The organism is Nocardia sp. NPDC050630 (genome assembly GCF_044457245.1).
In the GTDB taxonomy this organism is placed as follows: Bacteria; Actinomycetota; Actinomycetes; order Mycobacteriales; family Mycobacteriaceae; genus Nocardia.
The window spans coordinates 266,942-286,559 of sequence record NZ_JBITGN010000001.1; the positions used below are offsets into that span (position 1 = coordinate 266,942).

The window sequence follows — 19,618 nt, forward strand, 5'->3', positions numbered from 1 at the left end:
TCAGATCGGCTCCCAGATCGTCATCCGAGTATTGGCGGGATCGATCGACGGGCTGAGCCGCATCCGGCCGTCCTTGGACCGGGTCATCAGCTCCTTCATCACGATGTCGATATCGCCCTCGATGTCATAGACGGCCAGATATTCCACCGGCTGATCCCCGGTGGTCCGGAGGCGATGGCGCGTACAGGATCGCACACCATTGATCGCGAGCATCTCGGGAACGTGGACATCGCGATACCAGGTGTTGTATTCCTCGTCCCGGCCGGGCTGTGGGCGGGAGAAAACCATCAACTTCATATCGTTCCTCGATCAGTGTGCCTGCTGGGCATAGGCTTCGGCGTACTGCTTGCGTGACTTCGTCGATATATCCCAACCCGCGGCCTTCGCCCGCAGCGCGCCGACGGTGGCCTGCTCCTGCGGAATGTGCTCGAACGGATCGAAATTCAGGAAACGGCAGGCGTTCTGCCAGGTGATCTTGTTGATATCGGTGTCGTCGGCGTGGGCGGCGTTCAATTCCTGTAGTACGAATTCGGGTGCGTCGGGCCACAGCGAGTCCGAGTGCGGGTAGTCGCATTCCCAGGCGATGATGTCCATCCCGACCGCGTCCCGATAGGTGAGTGCGGTCGGGTCGGTGACATAGCAGGCGATCACGTGCTCGCGGAAGACCTCGCTCGGCAGCTTGCCGCCGAAGTCACGCCGCAGCCACCGCTGGTTGGTGTAGTGGCGATCGGAGCGATCCAGGAAGAACGGTATCCAGCCGATGCCCCCTTCTGACAGCGCCACCTTCAGATTGGGGTAGGAGCGAAATGCGGGACCCCACAGCAGATCCTGGACGGTGATCTGGGAGACCGTCGGCGCCAGGCACATCAGATTGTCGATCGGCGCGTCCGGCGCCAGCTTGAGCGCTCCGAATCCGGTGCCGATATGCAGGTTCATGACCAGCCCGGTTTCGTTCAGCGCCCCGAAGACGGGTCCCCAGAAGTCCTCGTCGAAATAGCTGGGGCTGCCCTGCAGGTGCGGCAGTTCCGCCATCGTGACGCCGCGGAAGCCTTTGGCGGCGACGCGATGGATCTCGGCGATGGCCAGCTGCGGATCCCACAGCGGCAGAATGGCGTTCGGGATGAACCGGCCGGGGTAGACATCGCACCAGCCTTCGAGATGCCAGTCGTTGTATGCCTGGATCATCGCGACGGTGATCTCGTCCTTGAAGTGACTCAGGTGACCGGCACTGAATCCGGCGAAGGTGGGAAAGCACATCGAGGACAGGATGCCGTTGGCGTCCATATCCCGTACGCGGGCGTGGATGTCGTAGACGCCTGGCCGCATTTCGGCGTAACCGGCCGGGTCATACCCCCACTCCTCCGCGGGCCAGGAAACGACCGCGTTGAGCCCGGTGACACCCGTCGGCTTCCCCCGGTAGACCCACCGGTCGATGCCCTTGTCATCGGCGATCACCTTCGGCGCCAGATCGGCCCACTTCTTCGGTACCCGCCCGTCGAACATATCGAGCGGCTCGACGACGTGGTCGTCGATGCTCACCAGAATCATGTCGTCGATGTTCACGTGACTCCTCGCTGTTCGTGGGAACGCCGGGGGTGCGCCTCCACCCCGATCTCGACAAGCCGAGAGATGGTCAGTCTTCATTTCAGAGAATGCCACTCTCGCTGTGAGGTCGACCATACACCCCGCGTGCGGGCGCGGTCGACAAATTCCCACCGGAGATCGAACGATGAGCTGTCCAAGTTCGCGTGCAATCCCTGCCTGCTGCTGAACCGCTACCGCCATCGGCAAGGAAGCTGTCGCCAGACGGCAGCCGGATTGTGCGGCCCAGCTTCCTTGTTTCCACGACAGAATGACATTATCGTTAGAAGAGAATTGCATTTCCATCTGGGTTGGTAGCGCAAACAACGACGCGGGAGTCTCCATGATCGACAACATCAGCGCAGCGCCGATCGAGCTGACCTGGGAGATGACCCACGCCTGCGATCTGTGCTGCATCCACTGCTCGCCCAGCACACGTAGACGCGATCCGCGCGAGCTCAGCACCGCCGAATGCAAGGCGCTGATCGACGAATTCGAGCGGATGCGGATATGCCGTATCAATATCGGTGGCGGCGAGCCCACCGTGCGCCCCGACTTCTGGGAACTGGTCGACTATGCCACCGCCAAGCGCATCGGAGTGACGTTCTCCACCAACGGAATTCGGCTCACGCCCCATGCCGCGCGGCGGATCGCCGGGAACAGCCACATCGATGTGCGGATCTGCCTCGATGGCGCTACCGAGGCGGTCAACGATGCGGTGCGCGGCACCGGAGCGTACCGGGCGGCGGTGCGTGCGATGGAGTTGCTTGCCTCGTCGGGAGTCTATGGATTCGAGCTGTCCGTCACGGTGACCAGCCAAAATGCCGGCCAGCTCGATGCTTTCAAGGCAATTGCCGATATGTTCGGTGCGCGGCTTCGGCTGACCCGGCCAGCTGGCCGCGTCTCGGACGAATCGCACCCGGCGGCGGACGAGCGGCGGATGCTCGATGACTGGCTGTGCCAGCACGACGGGGATGTGCTGACCGGAGCGTTCTTCTACCGGTCCGGCTACGGCGATTCGCCGCAAGGGTCGAACTCGGGTCGGGTGATGTGTGTGATCGATCCGTTGGGCGATGTCTACTCGTGCACTGACCACAACCAGTTCCACACCGGAAACATCCGTGCCGCAGGCGGATTCGAGCCCATCTGGCGGAACTCGGACCTGTTCACCGAACCGCGCAGCCAGCAGGTCAGCACGGCGTATGCGGAATGTATCGAGGAATGTGGTGATTCGGCGCTGGCTGGGGTCGACCGTATAGCCGCGTCGAAGCTGTCGCAGGACTCTTCGCATCGGCGGCGACCGGTTGGCGAATATCCGGCGGTTCGGAGGTCGGCGTGACTTCGCGTTCGGAGCATCGGCGAGTCGCGCTGGTCACCGGCGCGGCGCGGGGGATCGGTGCGGCAACGGTACTGGAACTGGCGTCTCGCGGCTGGTCGGTGCTCGCGGTGGATCTGGCGACCGATGATCCCGCGCTGCCCTATCCGATGGGCAGCAAAGGCGAACTCGTCGCGGTGGCGACCGAGGCGAGCAGTCGAGTGAACCGGGTCGGTGCGGTGCGACCGTTTATCGCCGACGTACGCGAGCCGTCGGCGCTAGAGGCCGCGGTGGCCGAGGCGGTGGGCACCTGGGGCGGGCTGGATGCGGTGGTCGCGGCGGCCGGGGTGATCGCCGGTGGAGTTCCGCTGTGGGAGATGCCGATCGAGCAGGAGCGCGCGGTGCTGGATGTCTGCCTGGGCGGGGTCGTGAACCTGGCGCGGGCGGCCGTACCGGCACTGCTGGCCCGACCCGCACCGCGATCGGGGCGGTTCCTGGCCGTCGCCTCCGCCGCCGCGACCAAGGGTCTGCCCCAGCTGGCGGTCTACTGTGCGGCGAAAGCCGGTGTGACAGGGCTGATTCGGGCACTCGGCGCGGAACTCGGCGGCACCGGGGTGACCGCGAACGCGGTGAGTCCGGGCTCCGCCGATACCGCGCTGCTGGCCGAGATAGCACGCCTGTACCGAATGCCCGATCCGACGGGTTTCGCTGGCCAGCAGCCGATCGGTCGGTTGCTCGACCCGGGCGAGATCGCAAGCGTCCTGGCCTTTCTGGCCGGGCCGGACAGCAGCGCGATGACCGGTGCGACGGTCGCCGTCGATGGTGGGCTCGCGCTGTGAACAATCCAGTGCCCGAGTGGTTTCTGTTCTTGCCACAGATCAAGCTGCGCGTCGAGGACATCGTTGAACGGGCTCGCGTGGCCGAGGCCAGCGGGTTCGACGGCATCGCCTTCATCGACCATCTGGTCGCGCCCGGCGCTGAACAGTTGCCCCTGTGGGAGGCGATGACGGTAGCCGCATGGGTGGCCGCGCGGACCGAGCGGCTGCGGATCGGACATCTGGTCTTGTGCGACTCGTTCCGACCTCCGGCGGTGCTCGCCAAGCAGGCGGTGACACTGCAGGAGGCCTCGGGCGGCCGATTCGAACTCGGCCTCGGTGCCGGTTCGGTGCCGCACGAGCTGGCGGGATTCGACATTACCCAGGACCGGGCGGCCGCGCGCCGCGATCGGCTGCGGCGCAGTCTGGAACTGCTGCACCAGTATTGGGGCGCACCGAATACCGTGGGAGCGGTGCAGGTTCCACGGCCGAGTACACCGATTCCTATTGTCATAGGCGGCACCAGCGCACCCATGCTGGACTTGGTTCGCGGCTATGCGACCTGGTGGAATCTGCCTGCGCCGCAACTGAATCGGTTGGCGGAACTGCTGCCCGAGATCGGATCGGCACGGGTATCTATCCAGCAGATGGTCGGCTTCGTCGGCCATAACCGGGATGCCGGGGAAGTCCGTGCGCAAAGCAGTCGGCGATTCGGTCACATGGGCGAGGGCCTGGTCGCCGGTGACGCCGCGCAACTCGTCGCGCACTTCGGCGATCTCGTCGAGCGTGGCGTCGAGCGGTTCTATGTGTGGTTCACCGATTTCGCCGCACCGCGGACTTTGGCGGAATTCGGCGCGACGGTCATCCGGGAGATGCCGCGCGTCTAGCGCAGCTGATCCTTCATCACCTTCCCGGTGGCGTTCAACGGCAACCCTTCCCGGAAATCCACGAAGCGCGGAACCTTGTAACCCGCCATGCGAGTCTTGGCCCAGCTGATCAGTTCTTGTTCCGAGATCGAGCCGGTGGTCACCACGAACGCCTTGCCGACCTGCCCGAGCCGCTCATCGGGAACACCGATCACAGCAACCTGAGCGACCGCCGGATGCTGCAGCAGAACACCTTCGATCTCCGCCGGATAGGCATTGAAGCCGCCGACGATGAACATATCCTTCTTGCGGCCGATGATCCGCAGCCGACCGGCGGAATCGAGACTGCCGAGATCGCCGGTGTGCAGCCAACCTTCGGGGTCGATCGCCGCGGCGGTCGCCTCCGGATCATCGAGGTAGCCCTGCATGACCGAGTATCCGCGGACAAGCACCTCGCCGTCATCGGCGATGCGCACCTCGACGCCATCGCAGGCGGTCCCGACGGTCGTCGCGATCTGCTCGGTGGTGTCGCCGGGGCGCGACGCCGTCGCGGTACCCGCCTCGGTGAGCCCATATCCGGTCATGATGGATCGGAACGGCAGTTCCTCGTGCACCCTGCGGATCAGTTCGATCGGAATATCGGCGGCCCCGGTGACCGCCGCCCGCAGCGACGACAGCTCGTATCGGTCCTTGGCCTGCAACAGCGAGTGATAGAGGGTCGGCGGACCGGGCAGCATCGTCACCCGCTCGCGCTCGACCAGCTCGAGCACCCGATCGACATCGAAGACCGGGACCGGCAGGATGGTCGCGCCGCGAATGAGCGACGCGATGATCCCGGCCTTGTATCCGAAGGTGTGGAAGAACGGATTGACGATCAGATAGCGGTCGCCCTCCCGCAGATCGGCCAGCTCGCACCATTCCGCATACAGCCGCAGGGTCTGCAGATGATTCATCATGACCCCCTTGGGCTTTCCGGTTGTGCCCGAGGTGTAGATGATGTCGGCGATATCCGTGCCACGAACCCGACGTTCGAACGGCGCACCGCTGGACAGGAACTCCGACTTCACGTCGATCACCGGCACACCATCCGCACAGGCGTAGTCCATGCCGAGGAAACCCTGCTGGACCAGGAGCAATTTCGCGCCACTGCGGCGCACGATATCGTCGGCCTCCTCGGCCTTGAACCGGGTGTTGACCGGCACGAGCACGCCGCCCGCGTTCAGCAAACCGAACGCCGCGATGATCCACTCCGCGGAATTGGGCGCCCAGATGGCCACCCGGTCACCGGATTCGACTCCGGCGTTCGCGAAGGCGCCCGCGGCCCGGCGGACCCGGTCGGCGAGTTCGGTGAAGCTCAACCGGAGCGGCCCGTCGACGACCGCTTCGGCCGAACCGAAGCGGTCGGCCGCGGACAGCACCATCTGCGGGATGGTCTCCCAATTCATATGCCCAGCAGCCTCATACGCCGAGCAGACCCGCCAGGTTGCCGCCCATGATCTTGGCCTGATCCTCGACCGGCAGATGGGTGAGCATATCGGCGAAATGGGTGGGCTGGGCGAGGCCTTCGGGGTGGGGGTAGTCGGACCCGAACAGCACCCGATCAACGCCGATGAGATCGATCAGGTCGGATACGCCCTCCTCGTAGAAGGGGCTGACGAAGATCTGGTTCTTGATGGTCTCGATCGGGTTCTGCATGCCGAAGCCTTCGGGTGCCTTCTTGAAGGTTTCGGACAGTTTGTTCATCAGCGGGCCCAGCCAGGCAGCGCCGCTTTCGATGATGGCGACCTTCAGATCCGGGTGCCGCAGCAGCGCACCGTGAGTCAGCAACGAGGTCACGGCGTCCTCCACGGGACGCCATTCGTTGACCATGCTGAAGGCATTGGTGACGAAGGGCAGCATCTCGGCGTCGGCGCCGTCCCATTCCTTGGTGTAGCGGGCGTAGCCGCTGTCGGAGGTGTGCATGGTCACCGCGACACCCAGTTCGAGCACCCGCTTCCAGAACGGATCGAATTCCGGCAGCGCGAACGAGCGCGGACCGCGGAAGCCCGGCACCGGGGCGGGGCGGATCAGAATGGCCTTGGCGCCGTGCTCGACCACCCACTCCAGTTCCTTGATGGCCTCCTCGACGATCGGCAGGGTGATCACCGGAACCGCGAAGATTCGGTCCTTGTAGTTGAACGACCAGGTCTCGTGCATCCACTGGTTCAGTGCGTGCACGATGGCGTGGATGGCTTCCGGATCATCGCGCAGGCGCTCCTCCACCAGGCTGGCCAGCGTGGGGAACATCAGGCTCCGGTCGACCTTCAGCTCGTCCATCAGCGCCAGGCGCGGTCCGGGTTCGCGGAAGGCGTCGATGGCCTTCATCGGCTTGCCGAAGATCTCGCGGCGGCTCTTGCCCTCCGGGTTGCCGTTCTTGAAGTAGTCCTCCATCGCGCCCGGGCGCGCGACCACCTCGAAGGTGGGATTGGGGATGTACTGGCTGATCTGGCCCCGCACCGCGATCTTGGTCCGGCCGTTGACCTCGACGTACTGGATGATGCCGTCGTACCGCTTCGGCAGATAGCGGGTCAGTGCTTCTTTGGTCTCGTACAGGTGGTTGTCCGCGTCGAACAGCGGATACGGCAGCGGAGTTTGTGCCGACATGAAATCCTCCTTCGCTATTTGGGAGAATCTTATTCTCATTCGTGGTCGGTGGCAATCGTTGGTGCTGACGGCCACCTCGGATCGGCTCGGTGGTGCGACTGCGGAAGGTCGTCGTAGACCACATTTCCCGAAACAGTGACCTTAATTCTCCTCATATGGAAGGCTGCTTTCCCAGTGGCGAGAGCGCCAGATCCGGTAGGGCGCCGCTCGATGTAGAACACGGACTCGGCTCGATCGATCTCGGATCGATGCGGCGGCGTCCATAGAGGAGGAAACGTGAAATCGCAGCGAATACTCGTTGCTCTGCTGGCAGCCGCGCTGCTGGCGGCCGGCTGTAGTCGTGGTGGTGAGGAAGTCGAGGGCGCCAACACCACCAGCTCGACTGCGTCGGGCGACTTCGGTGATCTGAAGAATGTCTGCCAGGGCGGCAAGCCATCGAGTTCGCCCGCGCAGGGCGTGACCGCGGGCGAGCTCGAGGTCGGTGTCTTCAGTGACGTCGGGTTCACCAAGAACACCGAATTCGTCGATGCGGCAAACGTTTTCACCTCCTGGTGCAATGCGGCCGGCGGTATCGGCGGGCGCAAGCTGGTGGCCACCGTGCGCGATGCGAAGCTCAGAGAGGTCCGTCAGCGCATGATCGAGGCCTGCCGCGAAGACTTCGCGCTGGTCGGTGGCGGCGCCGCGCTGGATTCGCTCGGCACCGAGGATCGGTTGAAGTGCCTGCTGCCGGACTTCCCGGCGCAGGTAGTCGACGTCAAGAACACCGGGTCCGACCTGCAGGCTTCCGGGTCCGGTGCGTCGGCATCCCGCCCGTACAACCCCTACACCGGCTACCACCAGTGGCTGATCACCACCTATCCGGCCTCCGCCGGTGCGGTCGGCATCATCACCGGCGATTCGCCGTCGACCAAGGTGATGGTGCCCAAATTCCAGGAATCGATGACCGCGATGAACGCGTCAGTCGTCTACAACGAGCTCTATCCGGCCACCGGCGTCGCGGACTGGACACCGTACGCGCAGTCGATCAAGAGCAAGGGCGTCAAAGGACTGCTCTTCCTCGGCGATTTCCGCAGCCTGGCCAAGCTCGAGGATGTGCTGACCGGGATGGACTACAAGCTGGACTGGATTGACGCCAACAGCAACGCCTACAACTCACAGTTCCTGGAGCTGGGCGGCAAATCCCTTGCGGGACAGAATAATTTCGCCGATCTGGCCGGCATCGCGCCGGTCGAGGCGGGCGCGACGGTACCGACCGTCAAGCTGGTGAAGGACCTGTTCGCCAAGTACGCCCCCGGTAAGGATGTCACCTACCCGGTGCTGCGCGCGTTCTCCGCGTGGCTGCTTTTCGCCAAATCGGCGGCGGGCTGCGGTGACCAGTTGACCCGCAAGTGCGTGTACGACGCCGCAACCAAGGAGACGGCGTGGACCGCGGGCGGTCTGCAGGCACCAGCGGATGTGCGGCCGACCGGCGGAGCACTGCCGAAGTGCTACAACATCGTGCAGGCAACACCGCAGGGCTGGCAGCAGCCCGCGGAATTCAAGCCCGATAATGGCCCGTACCGCTGCGATATGAACGCCTACGTGTACAAGAACGACTACGGCAAGGGCCTGACCCTCGCCGATGTCGGCCTCAGCATGAACGACTTCAAGTAGCGGAGTCGTTCGGCAATGGAGCAATTCCTCGCCTTCGGCATCGTCGGGCTGAGCACCGCGGCGATCTACGCGATCATCAGCAGCGGCCTGGTGCTCACCTACACCACCACCGGCGTATTCAATTTCGCGCACGGTGCGGCGGGCATGGTGTCGGCGTTCGTGTACTGGCAGTTGCATATCGGCTGGGGCGTGCCGGCGCCGTTGGCGATCGCCGCGGTACTGCTGGTATTCGCGCCGCTATTCGGCTTGGTCTTCGCGTGGGCGTTGGCCCCTACCCAGGGCCTCGGTGATGCGGAGAAGTTGGTGATGACCATTGCCCTACTGAGTGGTCTGATCCTGCTCGCCCAATGGGTGTGGGACCCCAACACGGCCCGCACCCTGCCGAAGTTCTTCGCCGAACAGCGGCCGTTGCACTTCGGCGTTATCACCGTCACCTGGCATCAGGCATTGACGATGGTGGTCGCGATCGCGGTGGCCGTCGGACTGCGGATCCTGTTGTACCGCACCAGGACCGGGGCGGAGATGAGGGCCACGGTCGACGATCGCGCACTCGTCGGTTTGACCGGCGCCGACCCGCGGCGGGCGAACCGAGTGGCGTGGATTCTGGGTATCGAGTTGGCGGCGATCGGCGGCATCCTGGTGGCGCCGACCGTCGCGCTCGATGCGCCCCAGCTCTCGCTGCTGATCGTCAGCGCCTACACCGCGGCGATCTTCGGCCGGTTGCGCAGCCTGCCGATGACATTCCTCGGTGCGATCGTGGTCGGCTGTCTGGAGAGCTACCTCACCGGCTATCTGCCGCAGAACGAATATCTGCCGGGTCTGCGGCTGGCCGCGCCCGCGCTGCTGTTGTTCATCGCGCTGCTGCTGTTCCCGCACGGACGGCTGCGCGGCCGGGATCGGCGGCTCAGTCCGATTCCGCTGCCGACTGTTTCGGGATCGGCCGCCTTCGCGGCGGTGGTCGTGGCGCTGGGCATTCTGCTGGCCACCGTGTTGGGTGAGGCCGATCTGATCACCTACGGGCAGATCTTCGCCTTCGGCGTGATCGGGTTATCGTTCGTGCCGCTGGCCGGATACGCCGGGCAGATCTCGCTGTGCCAGCTCAGCATCGCCGGGATCGGCGCGGTCATCTATGCCCAGTACGGCGCGGACGGACAGTGGTGGGCATTGCTGCTGGCAATGGCGGTCGCTGGGGCGGTTGGTGCGGTGATCGCATTGCCCGCGCTGCGGCTGTCCGGGGTCTACCTGGCCCTGGCGACGGTGGCCTTCTCCGTCGTCCTGGACCGGTGGGTCTTCACCCTGCCGACCGTGCATGTATTCGGCGTGAAGATCACCTTCTTCGAACAGGGCTCGCTGAATCTGGCCGGGCCACGACTGTTCGGCCTGCATCTCGACAGCACCGCCCAGGTGACCGTATTCGCGGCGGTATGCCTCGCGGCGGCGGGCTTCGCGATAGCGATGTTGCGACGCAGCCGGTTCGGGCGGCGGTTGATCGCGATGCGCGACAGTGAGGCCGCCTACGCGACCCTCGGCGGCAATCTGCTGATGGCGAAGGTGCTGGTGTTCGCACTTTCGGCGGCGATCGCCGGACTCGGCGGTGCGCTTTACGGCATGCAGTTGCGTGCGGTCACATCCGATCACTTCAACCTGGTGTCCGGGTTGCCGATCTTCCTGATCGTAGTGATCGCCGGTCTCGGTGCGGTCGGCAGCGGCTTCTTCACCGGCGTCGCGTATGCCGGTCCGCTACTGGTGATTCCGGTGCTGTGGCCCTCGCTGCTGAACCTGTCGCAGGTGCTGCCATCACTGGGCGGTATCGCCTTCGCGGGCGGCATGCTCGGTCAGGGTGCGATTGCCACCATGCGGCAGGAATGGCTGCCGATGTTCCGCGATCGCGTGGTGCTGCCGGTGCTGCTGGTCGCCTCGGTGCTGTTGTGGGTGCTGCGACTTGCTGATGTGATCACCGGCTGGCATTTGTTCTTCGGCCTGGTGCTCGTGGTCATCGGCGCCCGCGTCTGGATCGCGCGGCAGCAGCGCGTGCCCACCGAACCCGAAGTGCCGCTCGAATGGTGGGGGATTCGGCGGCCATGGCGTAACCAGGACGAGGAGGTGTTGAGTCGTGCCACCGCTGCTGCGAGTTGACGATGTGAGCGTCATCTTCGGCGGCCACCGCGCGCTGGACGGCGCTGGGTTGGTGGCCGAAGCCGGTCGTGTCACGGGTTTGATCGGTCCGAACGGCGCCGGTAAGAGCACGTTATTCGATGTGATCTGCGGTCTGCGCAAACCGGCATCGGGGCGCGTACTGATCAATGGACGCGATGTCACCCGGCTCGGCTCGGCACGCCGTGCCCGGCTCGGGATGGCTCGCACCTTCCAGCGTCTGGAACTGTTCGGCCGGTTGAGCGTTCGTGACAATCTGCTGGTCGCCGCGGAACTCGGACCGCAGCGGCGGCACGGCGCGCGGGTCGTCGACGAGATCATCGAGCGGTTGGATCTGCGCGAAGTCGCCGACAGCAGTGCCGACGCGCTACCGACGGGCACTGGCCGACTGATCGAAGTGGGCCGGGCGATGGCCGCACGACCCGCGCTCATCCTGCTCGATGAACCCGCCGCCGGTCAGGACCACGCCGAGACTGAACGATTCGCGGCGCTACTGCGTTCGCTGGCCGCCGACGGCACGGCGGTGCTGCTGGTCGAACACGATATGGGGTTGGTCATGAATGTCTGTGACGAGGTCTATGTGCTCGACCTCGGCAAGGTCATCGCCTCCGGACCACCCGAGGTGATCCGGCGCGACGAAACCGTGCTCGCGGCCTATCTGGGAGCGGCATGACGGTGGACAGCATCGAAACAATCACGGCGACAACGCATCCAACCGCCGCCCCGCTATTGGAACTGCGCGAGGTGCGCGCAGCCTATGGCGCGATCACGGTGCTGCACGGCATTGATCTGAGCGTTGTCGCGGGCCAGGTGGTCGCCCTGCTCGGGCCGAACGGCGCGGGCAAGACCACCACACTGCAGGTCGCAGCAGGTGTCCATCCGGTCGCGTCCGGTCAACTGCGGTTGGGTGGCCGGGATATGACCGGTGCCCACCCGCGCGACCTGGCCAGGGCCGGGGTCTGCCTGATCCCGGAGGGACGCGGTGTCTTTCCCAATCTGTCGGTGCGCGACAACCTGCTGATGATGACCTTCACGGGCCGCTCACGGGAGGAGATCCAGGAGATCGCCTTCACCCGATTCCCGATTCTGGGGAAGCGGGCCGATCAGACGGCGGGCACCATGTCCGGCGGCGAACAGCAGATGCTCGCCCTGGCCCGCGGCCTGGCCACCGATCCGGCGGTACTCATGCTCGACGAGCTGTCGATGGGCTTGGCGCCGTTGGTGGTCGGCCAGCTTTACGAGCAGGTCGCCGAAATCGCCCGTCAGGGCGTGGCAGTCCTGGTCGTCGAGCAGTTCGCCGCGGCGGTGCTGGATTTCGCCGACTACGCGGCCGTGCTCGTGCGCGGTCGCATCGAGAAACATGGCCACCCCGACAGCGGTATCCGCGACGAATTGGCGGCCCTCTACTTAGGAAGTTCCGAATGACCGAAACACGTGCGGACCGCTTCGTCCGCGAACTCAGTGCGGCCAAGATTCCCGATCCGGCGGCCGGGCGGGCGGTGTTGTGGTTGCGCACCGGGGTGACCCTCATGGTGCTCGGCCTGGTGCTGGCTCTGGTGGCCTACTTCATGTCGCACGGCACCAAAGATCCTCTGGCACAACGTGATGCGATAACCCTCGCAATCGGCGGCGTGGCCGCGAGCGTGGTGGGATCGGCGCTGTTCCTGCGCTATTCGCTGACCGGATTCTTGCGCTTCTGGCTGGCCAGACAGTCCTACGATCTCGCGCAGCTGGGTGACCGGTTGAACGGAACGGCGATAACCAACGACGGCGCCGCCGCACCGTAGTACGGCGGCTGCGGTCGGTAGTGCCGGGGCACCGGACGATAATGTAATTCTCATGAACGAGACCCCGGAGCCGTTGCCCACCGAGGAGCACCACGAAGGTGGGTTTCGGCCGGCGCGGTCTCGGTCGGTGGATCGCACGCCCGATATTTCCCGTGGCGGTCCGCACTACGGCGAGTTCATCGAACAGGTTCGGGGACTGATGGACCGTGTTCGACTGGCCTGCCCCTCCGATGACGTGGCGTTGGAGACCATCACCGCGCTGAAGGAACTCAACGGCCTGTTGGACACGGTCCTGGTCGACGAGTGGTCGGTGCCCGGTTGGGTTCGACCCGACCTGCCCGCGAACGGCAACATCACCCTGCCGCCGTTCGTCGTCGATCGCTCCGACCGCGACGGTGTGTCGGCTCGAATTACCTTCCGCCGTTTCCATCTCGGCGGCAATTCGGCGGTGCACGGCGGTTATATCGGGCTAGCCTTCGATACCGTGCTCGGCATGAGTGGGGTCGCCTATTCGGGGGCGGCGATCCGCACCGCGTCACTGACCGTCGACTACCGATCCATTACCCCGCTCGACACGGAGCTGACCATTCGTGCCAGGGTCGAGCGGCAGGAGGGGCGCAAGATCTTCTTGGTCGCGACCCTGCACGACGGCGACCGGTTGTGCGCCGACGCGCGCGCGCTATTCCTCACCTTGCTGCCCGGACAGCAGTAGTCGCCAATATTCGCAAAACCCCTCTGGCTGCCCGCATCCGTTGTAAGAATGACATTCTCCGAATGGAGAGAGAGATTCGCGCAGTGCAGAAGGAAGTTATCCCGCAGATGAGTAACCTCGCCGCGGTGGACGTTCACCGGCAGAACCGCTGAGGGGCAGAAGTCGTGAACCGCCTCAGCCGACGTGTACCAGCCCGTCCGTGCCCAGTGGCGCATAGCCATGCCGATCTTGCATGCGGGCATGACGCCTTTCTATTCCTTGGTCGCCTTGGCATTCTCTTTTTGTGAGATCGTGATTCTCTCTTTTTTCCCGCTCGAATATCAGTGAGGCAGCAACATGCATCAGATACCCAAGGCGGCCGGATGGGCGGCCGTCGCGATCGTGGCCAGCACGATTTGCGCCGGAACCGCTACCGCCGAACCGGACCAGGCCACTACCCCGTCCACCGCCGCGGTAGTCGATAGTTCCCAGCAGCAGTCCGGTGCGGCGCCCACAGATCCCGGGCAGGAGTACCTGAATGCGTTCACCTCGATCACTGGCGCCTTCGCCAACGATTCCACGGCCGGCCGGGTGGTCGGGACGACGATCGGCGTGCTGGTCGGGTGCCCATTGGGTGCGGTGACCGGCGGGGCCCTCACGCTCCCGACGGCCGTATTGACACCGGTAGGGATCGTCGGCGGCTGCATCATCGGTGCGAGCACCCTCGGCTTCCTGGGCGGGACCGTCGGCAGCATCGTCACCGGCTCACCCGCGATGAGCAATGCCCTTGGCCAGCAATACAACTCGCTGCGTTCCAAAGGGCTGATCGCGCAAGAGGTCCCGAATCCCGATTCGGCCCAGTAGCTACACCCGACCCAGGAGATATGACAATGAACCTCAAGACTCGTGGCGTGGCCGTCACCACCTTGACCGCGGCAGCGGTCGCGATCGCCGCCGGTACCGCGCGCGCCGACGCGGATACCGCGGTTGCCGTCGATGCCGAGCAGAATCAATCCGTCACCACGGATGTAGCACCCGGCGTGCATTTCAGCGACGACCTCGCCACCGGAAAGTCGGTGCTCAGTACGCCGTTCGGCACTGTAGTCATGCAACAGGGTCAATTCGATGTCCGTGATGCCACGGGCCGGACGGTCGCCGGAGCTCCCATTCAGGACGACGCCACTGCGGCACCGGCTGTCCCCGACTCGAGCACCGCACCTGCGGCGCTTCCGGTCACCTCGGCCGCGGCGCCGGTGGCGGGTGACCCCATGTCGAACTTCAACCAGGCTGTCGAGGCTGCGAATCCGCACATGGGTGCGGCCTTCGCGGTGGGTTCCGCGGTGGGTTCGGTGATCGGCGCGGTGGTGGGCTGTCCGTTCGGAATGGCGACGGGCGGCACCTTGATGACGCTCATGTCGGCGGGCACGCTGACGGTCCCCGCGCTCGCGGCGACCTGCCTGATCGGTGCGGTCGCGGTGGGCGGCTTCGGAGCTACGGTCGGCGGTCTCGCCCTGGCCATCCCGGTCGGTCTCGCTGCCGGAACACAGAAGTACAACCAGCTGCAGGCTCAGCACGCCACCGATGCTCCCGCGGCTCCGGCCCATTCGTAATCGCTCATGCAGTTGCCCCAGCGGGGCGATCACCGGCTGTGCTCCGGTGATCACCCCGCCGGTGCCGCGACCGCCCGTTGGTTCTTCGAGACCAGGGGTGTCGCGTTCCCGCCTCCGCGAACTCGTCGGTGCGGCGGCTCGCGGGTCGGGTCGGTAGGTCGGTGCCGGTCTGTCATCGAGACCGACGACTGAATCGGAAAAGTGCTCACCCAGCGATCGACATGAGTTACGGGGTGGTGGTGTACCCAGGTACACCATTATTTCGGGACCTCACTCCCTGGGCTCCCTCCTGCGGCGACGGCATTGTTGATCTCAACGAATCCGTCGGCCTCGCACCGAGCCGATATCCAGAGAGGACAGCCAGCATGGCAACGATGAAGTCGGTTCAGACCAGCACACCGGGTGCGGTCACGGTGGTCGAGCAGCAGCTCCCGACGCCGGGCCCCGCGGATGTGCTGGTGCGGATTCGGGCGTGCGGAATCTGCGGCACCGACGCGACTTTCGTGCACATGGGTGGTATGCCTAAGGTGCTCGGGCCGCAGGTCAAGGCCGAGGCTCTGACGCCGGACAAGATGCGGCCGGTGGTGCTCGGCCACGAACCCGCAGGCGAGATCGTCGAGGTCGGCGGGGACGTCACCGGACTGCGAGTGGGTGATCACGTCGTGGTCAATCCGCAGGCCGCCCCGTCGGGCATCATCGGTTGCGGCGGACCGCTGGGCGGTATGAGCGAATATCTGCTCATCGAGAATGCCGAGGTCGGTTCCAGCGTCGCCATCGTGCCGGATTCCGTGCCCTTCGCCGTGGCCGCGCTCAATGAGCCGATGGCCGTATCGCGGCATGCGGTGAACCGCTCCGAGGCCGAGCCCGGTGATAAGGCGATCGTCTTCGGTGCGGGCCCGATCGGGTTGGGTGCGGTGATCTGGCTGAAGCTGCGCGGTGTCGAGCACGTCGTCGTCGCCGACGTGATCGCCTCGCGGCTCGACACCGCCCTCGCGGTCGGGGCCGACGCGGTCATCAACTCCGCCACCGAGGATGTCGCGGCCCGTCTCGGTGAACTGCACGGTCACGGTCGCAATGCCCTCGGCGCACCGCGCCCCGACACCGACATCTACATCGATGCGGCGGGCGTCGCCGCTGTCGTCAATACCGCACTCGCCAACGGCAAGTGGGGTGCCAAGCTGGTTACCGTCGCCGTGCACAAGCGGCCCGAACCGATCGACCTGGGTGCCATCCTGCGCAACGAGATGACCATCATCGGCTCTCAGGGCTATCCCTCCGAGATCTTCGAAGTGACTCCCGAAATCGCCGAGCACGCCGACCGCTTCGCCCGGCTCATCAGTCACCAGGTGCCCTTCTCCGACGTGCGAAAGGCCTTCGAATTGGCCCTCACCCCGGGCGCGGCGGAAAAAGTGGTCGTCACCTACGAATGAGCCGCAGAGTGCTCCCGTTGGACGGGAACGACGCTGGTGTGCCATCGGCCTGCGAAATAGCATTCTCTGAGTCGAGAACTATTCTCCTTCCTGACAAGGACTGTGAATGACCGAAGTTGCGGCGCGACCGTCCGAACACGCCGAGCCCACAGTGCGCACCGCCGCGGGTTCGGTCCGTGGTCGACGGGAGCACGACGTGGTCGTCTTCCGTGGGATCCCTTTCGCGCAACCACCGATCGGTACCGCGCGCTTCGCGGCCCCGCAGCCGGTCGCGAAGTGGGACGGTGTGCGGGACGCCTTCGAATTCGGCCCACCGCCGCCGCAGGAGACCTCGTTCGGCAACCGGTCCGGCACTGTCGCGCTGCCGGAGGGCGACGACTGGCTCACGGTGAACGTCTGGACACCCGACCCCGATCCGGCGGCACGTCGGCCGGTGCTGGTGTGGATCTACGGCGGCGCATACAAGCTCGGTTTCTCCGGCAGTCCCGGCTACGACGCGCAACACATCGCGCGGGACGGCGACCTCGTTGTCGTCACGCTGAACTACCGGGTCGGTATCGAGGGCTTCGCGCGCATCGACGGCGCACCAGCCAACCGCGGTCTGCTCGACCAAGTCGCCGCCCTCGAGTGGGTGCGGGAGAACATCACCGCGTTCGGCGGGGATCCCGATCAGGTCACCGTATGCGGGGAATCCGCTGGGGCAGGGTCCATCGCGGCGCTGCTCGCCATGCCGAGCGCGGCCGGACTGTTTCGGCAAGCGATCCTGCAGAGCATGCCGGGCACTTTTTTCTCCGATGAGCTCGGCACCGATATCGCGAGGGCCATCGCCGCGCACATCGGCCTGCGACCGACGGTGGCAGACCTGTCGGGTGTGGATCCACGGCAGTTGACCGGGGCGGGAGCCGAGGTCGGCGCATCGATGCGGCAGTACGAGCGATGGGGCGCGGTGGCCCACACTATTACCGCGTTCTCGCCCGTGGTCGACGGCGACGTACTGCCGAAGGCGCCGTGGCAAGCGCTTGCCGGCGGCTCCGCCCGCGACATCACGGTGGTGATCGGGCACAACCGGGACGAATTCCGGCTGTTCCTCGCCCTCGGCGGCCAACTCGGCACGATCGATGACACGCAGGCAGCGGATGCGCTGCAGGTGTTCGGCCCGGGATCCGACGGCGCGGACGCGTACCGTACCGCATTCCCCTGCGCCGGACCGGAAGAACTGTTCGAACTGGTTCAGACCGACTGGCTGTTCCGGATGCCCGCGCTGCACTTGGCCGACGCCCAGGCCGCAGGCGGTGGCCGAGCCTATATGTACGAACTGACTTGGCCCGCCCCCGGAAACGGCGGCGTCCTGCGCGCCTGCCACGGCCTCGACGGACCGCTGTTGTTCGCCGCCTTCGGTGCCCAGCTCGGCCCGCTGCTGCTCGGTCCCGAACCGTCGGCCGAAGCGCGGGAACTGTCGGCCTATATCCGTGCGCGCTGGAGTGGGTTCGCCAGGACAGGCGAACCTGGGTGGGCCGCTTACGATCCCGAGCAGCGTCTGACCCACATCCTCGATGTGAACCCTTCGGTCGTTTCCTATCCGGAGGAAACCTCCCGAAGTCTGTGGCGCGACCACGTCTTCTCCGCGCTGCCTCTTCGTGGTCAGGGGTAGCCGACGGCGACGAGGACCGCTGGCGAGGGCGATCTCGGAGTTCGCCTGAACGGGTTGATGGTGGGCGTTCGATGGCCTGCCCCGCTCACTTCCGGCCGAGCACGCACCGCGCAGTACAGCAGGAAGACCAGCATGAACATGAACGGGATGCTGGGCACGATCTGCGCCGAGAACGGGCTCTGCGGATCGAGGTAGCGCTGGATGACATTGGTGACCACACCCATGGCGAGCGCGACCGAGAAGGCCATGGGCAGACGCGCTGTCAGTGTGGACCGGTGGTGTCGCCGGCGAAGTGGGCGAGCGGCAATCGGGCAGGCGATCGAGATCCTCGGCCGTTTATCCCTCGGGCGGTGGCACCGACCAGTCCAGCGCCGGGCGGTCGCCGGTCGGCATCGGGTCGGCGGTCGTCGCTTCCCTCGTTCCGTTCATGGTGATCGGCTGACCGGACCAGTACTGCACCGCGATGAAAGGCTGGATGGTGATCGCATCGTCCGCTCGGGTGATCAGCGGCCGATGAAGCCCGGCGCGCGTTTGGCTTTGAACGCCGCGATTCCCTCGGCGACATCAGCGGTCTCGAAGAGAGCGGACTGACCTTCGCGCTCCAGATCGAGTGCCTGCTCCAGTTGGGCGAGGGCCATCGCATTGAACGCGCGCTTGGTGCGGGTATATGCCGCCGTCGGCCCATCGGCGAGCTTGGTTGTCAGCCTTGCGATTTCGGCATCGTAATCGTCATCGGGCACGAAATGGCCGATCAGGCCCCATTCGGCCGCGACCGGTGCGGGAATGCGCTCGGCCAGCATGGCCATGCGGGCGGCGAGGGCATATCCGATCAGACTCGGGACCAGAGCGGTAGCGCCGCCATCGGGCATCAGGCCGATATTGGCGAACGCGAGCAGGAGATAGGCGGATTCGCGGGCGACGGTGATATCCGCGGCCAACGCCAGTGAGCAGCCGACGCCGACGGCAGGGCCGTTGATCGCGGCGAGCACGGGTTGTGGTGCGGCGCGCAGGGCGCGGATCAATCGGTTCGCCGCATCGAGGGTCGCGACCTGTGGACCGTTGCTGGCCGAGTTGGAAAGATCCGCTCCCGAACTGAAGGCCCGCCCGTTGCCGGTCAGCACGAATACCCGAACAGTCGAATCGTCGCCGAGTTTCTCGATGACCGCCGCGGCTTCATTCATCATGTCGGTGTTGAGGGCGTTGAGCCGTTCGGGGCGGTTGAAGGTCAGCCGCACGATCGCGTCGGTTCGTTCCACGAGGACATCGGGCTGGTCGGGCATTGTCGGCCTTCCGGGTCGGGATCGGATCTGAGCTCATCTAACCAGATTAGGTATACTCTTTCCGGTCGGTTCCGGCACTCCGCCAATGGAGTCTCGACGCATTTTTGCCGCCGTCCGCTGAGGGGTCGGCGCTGACTCACAC

The 19,618-nt window shown here is 65.4% G+C and carries 19 protein-coding genes; 13 read left to right on the top strand and 6 right to left on the bottom strand.

The genetic code is table 11. The features are described 5' to 3' along the window. Both ACIBG0_RS01020 and ACIBG0_RS01025 read right to left on the bottom strand, forming a co-directional pair. The gene (locus ACIBG0_RS01020; RefSeq protein WP_397028069.1) at window positions 1-297 is read right to left on the bottom strand and encodes a hypothetical protein; all 297 of its coding nucleotides are present in this window, start codon (window positions 295-297) and stop codon (window positions 1-3) included. A gap of 12 nt (window positions 298-309) precedes the next feature. Continuing rightward, window positions 310-1,563, bottom strand: coding sequence for an amidohydrolase family protein (locus tag ACIBG0_RS01025; RefSeq protein WP_397028071.1), 1,254 nt, complete (start codon window positions 1,561-1,563; stop codon window positions 310-312). A 361-nt stretch (window positions 1,564-1,924) separates the two neighbouring features. Here ACIBG0_RS01025 and mftC point away from each other — a divergent pair, with 361 nt between their 5' ends. Genes mftC through ACIBG0_RS01040 form a run of 3 tightly spaced genes read left to right on the top strand, consistent with a single transcriptional unit; the run spans window position 1,925 to window position 4,598 of the window. After that, entirely contained in the window at window positions 1,925-2,920 is a 996-nt protein-coding gene (gene mftC / locus ACIBG0_RS01030; protein ID WP_397028073.1) for a mycofactocin radical SAM maturase, read from the top strand. Continuing rightward, window positions 2,917-3,735 (top strand): mycofactocin-coupled SDR family oxidoreductase, encoded by an 819-nt coding sequence (locus ACIBG0_RS01035; RefSeq protein WP_397028075.1) that lies wholly within the window; start codon window positions 2,917-2,919, stop codon window positions 3,733-3,735. Before mftC ends, ACIBG0_RS01035 begins: the two co-directional genes overlap by 4 nt. A gap of 8 nt (window positions 3,736-3,743) precedes the next feature. Continuing rightward, complete coding sequence (locus ACIBG0_RS01040) at window positions 3,744-4,598, top strand: LLM class flavin-dependent oxidoreductase (RefSeq protein WP_397030143.1); 855 nt, start codon at window positions 3,744-3,746, stop codon at window positions 4,596-4,598. On the opposite strand, the gene ACIBG0_RS01045 is transcribed toward ACIBG0_RS01040, so the two are convergent. Together ACIBG0_RS01045 and ACIBG0_RS01050 are read right to left on the bottom strand one after the other, a co-directional pair. Continuing rightward, window positions 4,595-6,022 (bottom strand): FadD3 family acyl-CoA ligase, encoded by a 1,428-nt coding sequence (locus tag ACIBG0_RS01045; RefSeq protein WP_397028077.1) that lies wholly within the window; start codon window positions 6,020-6,022, stop codon window positions 4,595-4,597. The two genes, ACIBG0_RS01040 and ACIBG0_RS01045, sit on opposite strands and share 4 nt — an antisense overlap. Window positions 6,023-6,035: 13 nt before the next feature. Then, window positions 6,036-7,220 carry an amidohydrolase family protein gene (locus ACIBG0_RS01050; protein ID WP_397030145.1) on the bottom strand — a complete coding sequence of 395 codons (1,185 nt, stop codon included), beginning with the start codon at window positions 7,218-7,220 and terminating at the stop codon, window positions 6,036-6,038. Window positions 7,221-7,496: 276 nt separating this feature from the next. Here ACIBG0_RS01050 and ACIBG0_RS01055 point away from each other — a divergent pair, with 276 nt between their 5' ends. The 10 genes from ACIBG0_RS01055 (at window position 7,497) to ACIBG0_RS01100 (ending at window position 18,196) form a co-directional block, all read left to right on the top strand. Continuing rightward, window positions 7,497-8,873 (top strand): ABC transporter substrate-binding protein, encoded by a 1,377-nt coding sequence (locus tag ACIBG0_RS01055; protein WP_397028079.1) that lies wholly within the window; start codon window positions 7,497-7,499, stop codon window positions 8,871-8,873. A 15-nt stretch (window positions 8,874-8,888) separates the two neighbouring features. Continuing rightward, complete coding sequence (locus ACIBG0_RS01060; protein WP_397028081.1) at window positions 8,889-11,009, top strand: ABC transporter permease; 2,121 nt, start codon at window positions 8,889-8,891, stop codon at window positions 11,007-11,009. Continuing rightward, window positions 10,987-11,700: an ABC transporter ATP-binding protein gene (locus ACIBG0_RS01065; RefSeq protein ID WP_397028083.1), complete on the top strand. Its 714-nt coding sequence runs from the start codon at window positions 10,987-10,989 to the stop codon at window positions 11,698-11,700. Before ACIBG0_RS01060 ends, ACIBG0_RS01065 begins: the two co-directional genes overlap by 23 nt. Continuing rightward, window positions 11,697-12,452 carry an ABC transporter ATP-binding protein gene (locus ACIBG0_RS01070; RefSeq protein ID WP_397028085.1) on the top strand — a complete coding sequence of 252 codons (756 nt, stop codon included), beginning with the start codon at window positions 11,697-11,699 and terminating at the stop codon, window positions 12,450-12,452. Before ACIBG0_RS01065 ends, ACIBG0_RS01070 begins: the two co-directional genes overlap by 4 nt. After that, window positions 12,449-12,814, top strand: a complete 366-nt coding sequence (locus tag ACIBG0_RS01075) for a hypothetical protein (RefSeq protein ID WP_397028087.1) — start codon at window positions 12,449-12,451, stop codon at window positions 12,812-12,814. The genes ACIBG0_RS01070 and ACIBG0_RS01075 overlap by 4 nt, the downstream gene beginning before the upstream one ends. A 52-nt stretch (window positions 12,815-12,866) precedes the next feature. Continuing rightward, window positions 12,867-13,526 carry a PaaI family thioesterase gene (locus tag ACIBG0_RS01080; protein WP_397028089.1) on the top strand — a complete coding sequence of 220 codons (660 nt, stop codon included), beginning with the start codon at window positions 12,867-12,869 and terminating at the stop codon, window positions 13,524-13,526. Between the two features lie 336 nt (window positions 13,527-13,862). Next, window positions 13,863-14,369 carry a hypothetical protein gene (locus ACIBG0_RS01085; protein WP_397028090.1) on the top strand — a complete coding sequence of 169 codons (507 nt, stop codon included), beginning with the start codon at window positions 13,863-13,865 and terminating at the stop codon, window positions 14,367-14,369. A gap of 26 nt (window positions 14,370-14,395) precedes the next feature. Next, window positions 14,396-15,115, top strand: a complete 720-nt coding sequence (locus ACIBG0_RS01090) for a hypothetical protein (protein ID WP_397028092.1) — start codon at window positions 14,396-14,398, stop codon at window positions 15,113-15,115. A gap of 374 nt (window positions 15,116-15,489) precedes the next feature. Further along, the gene (locus ACIBG0_RS01095; RefSeq protein ID WP_397030147.1) at window positions 15,490-16,545 is read left to right on the top strand and encodes a zinc-binding dehydrogenase; all 1,056 of its coding nucleotides are present in this window, start codon (window positions 15,490-15,492) and stop codon (window positions 16,543-16,545) included. 106 nt (window positions 16,546-16,651) lie between these two features. Next, window positions 16,652-18,196, top strand: a complete 1,545-nt coding sequence (locus ACIBG0_RS01100) for a carboxylesterase/lipase family protein (protein ID WP_397028093.1) — start codon at window positions 16,652-16,654, stop codon at window positions 18,194-18,196. Here the strand turns inward: ACIBG0_RS01100 and ACIBG0_RS01105 are convergent. Together ACIBG0_RS01105 and ACIBG0_RS01110 are read right to left on the bottom strand one after the other, a co-directional pair. Next, window positions 18,187-18,444 carry a hypothetical protein gene (locus tag ACIBG0_RS01105; protein WP_397028095.1) on the bottom strand — a complete coding sequence of 86 codons (258 nt, stop codon included), beginning with the start codon at window positions 18,442-18,444 and terminating at the stop codon, window positions 18,187-18,189. The genes ACIBG0_RS01100 and ACIBG0_RS01105 overlap by 10 nt on opposite strands. A gap of 255 nt (window positions 18,445-18,699) precedes the next feature. After that, window positions 18,700-19,476 (bottom strand): enoyl-CoA hydratase, encoded by a 777-nt coding sequence (locus ACIBG0_RS01110; RefSeq protein WP_397028097.1) that lies wholly within the window; start codon window positions 19,474-19,476, stop codon window positions 18,700-18,702. Window positions 19,477-19,618 lie beyond the last annotated feature (142 nt).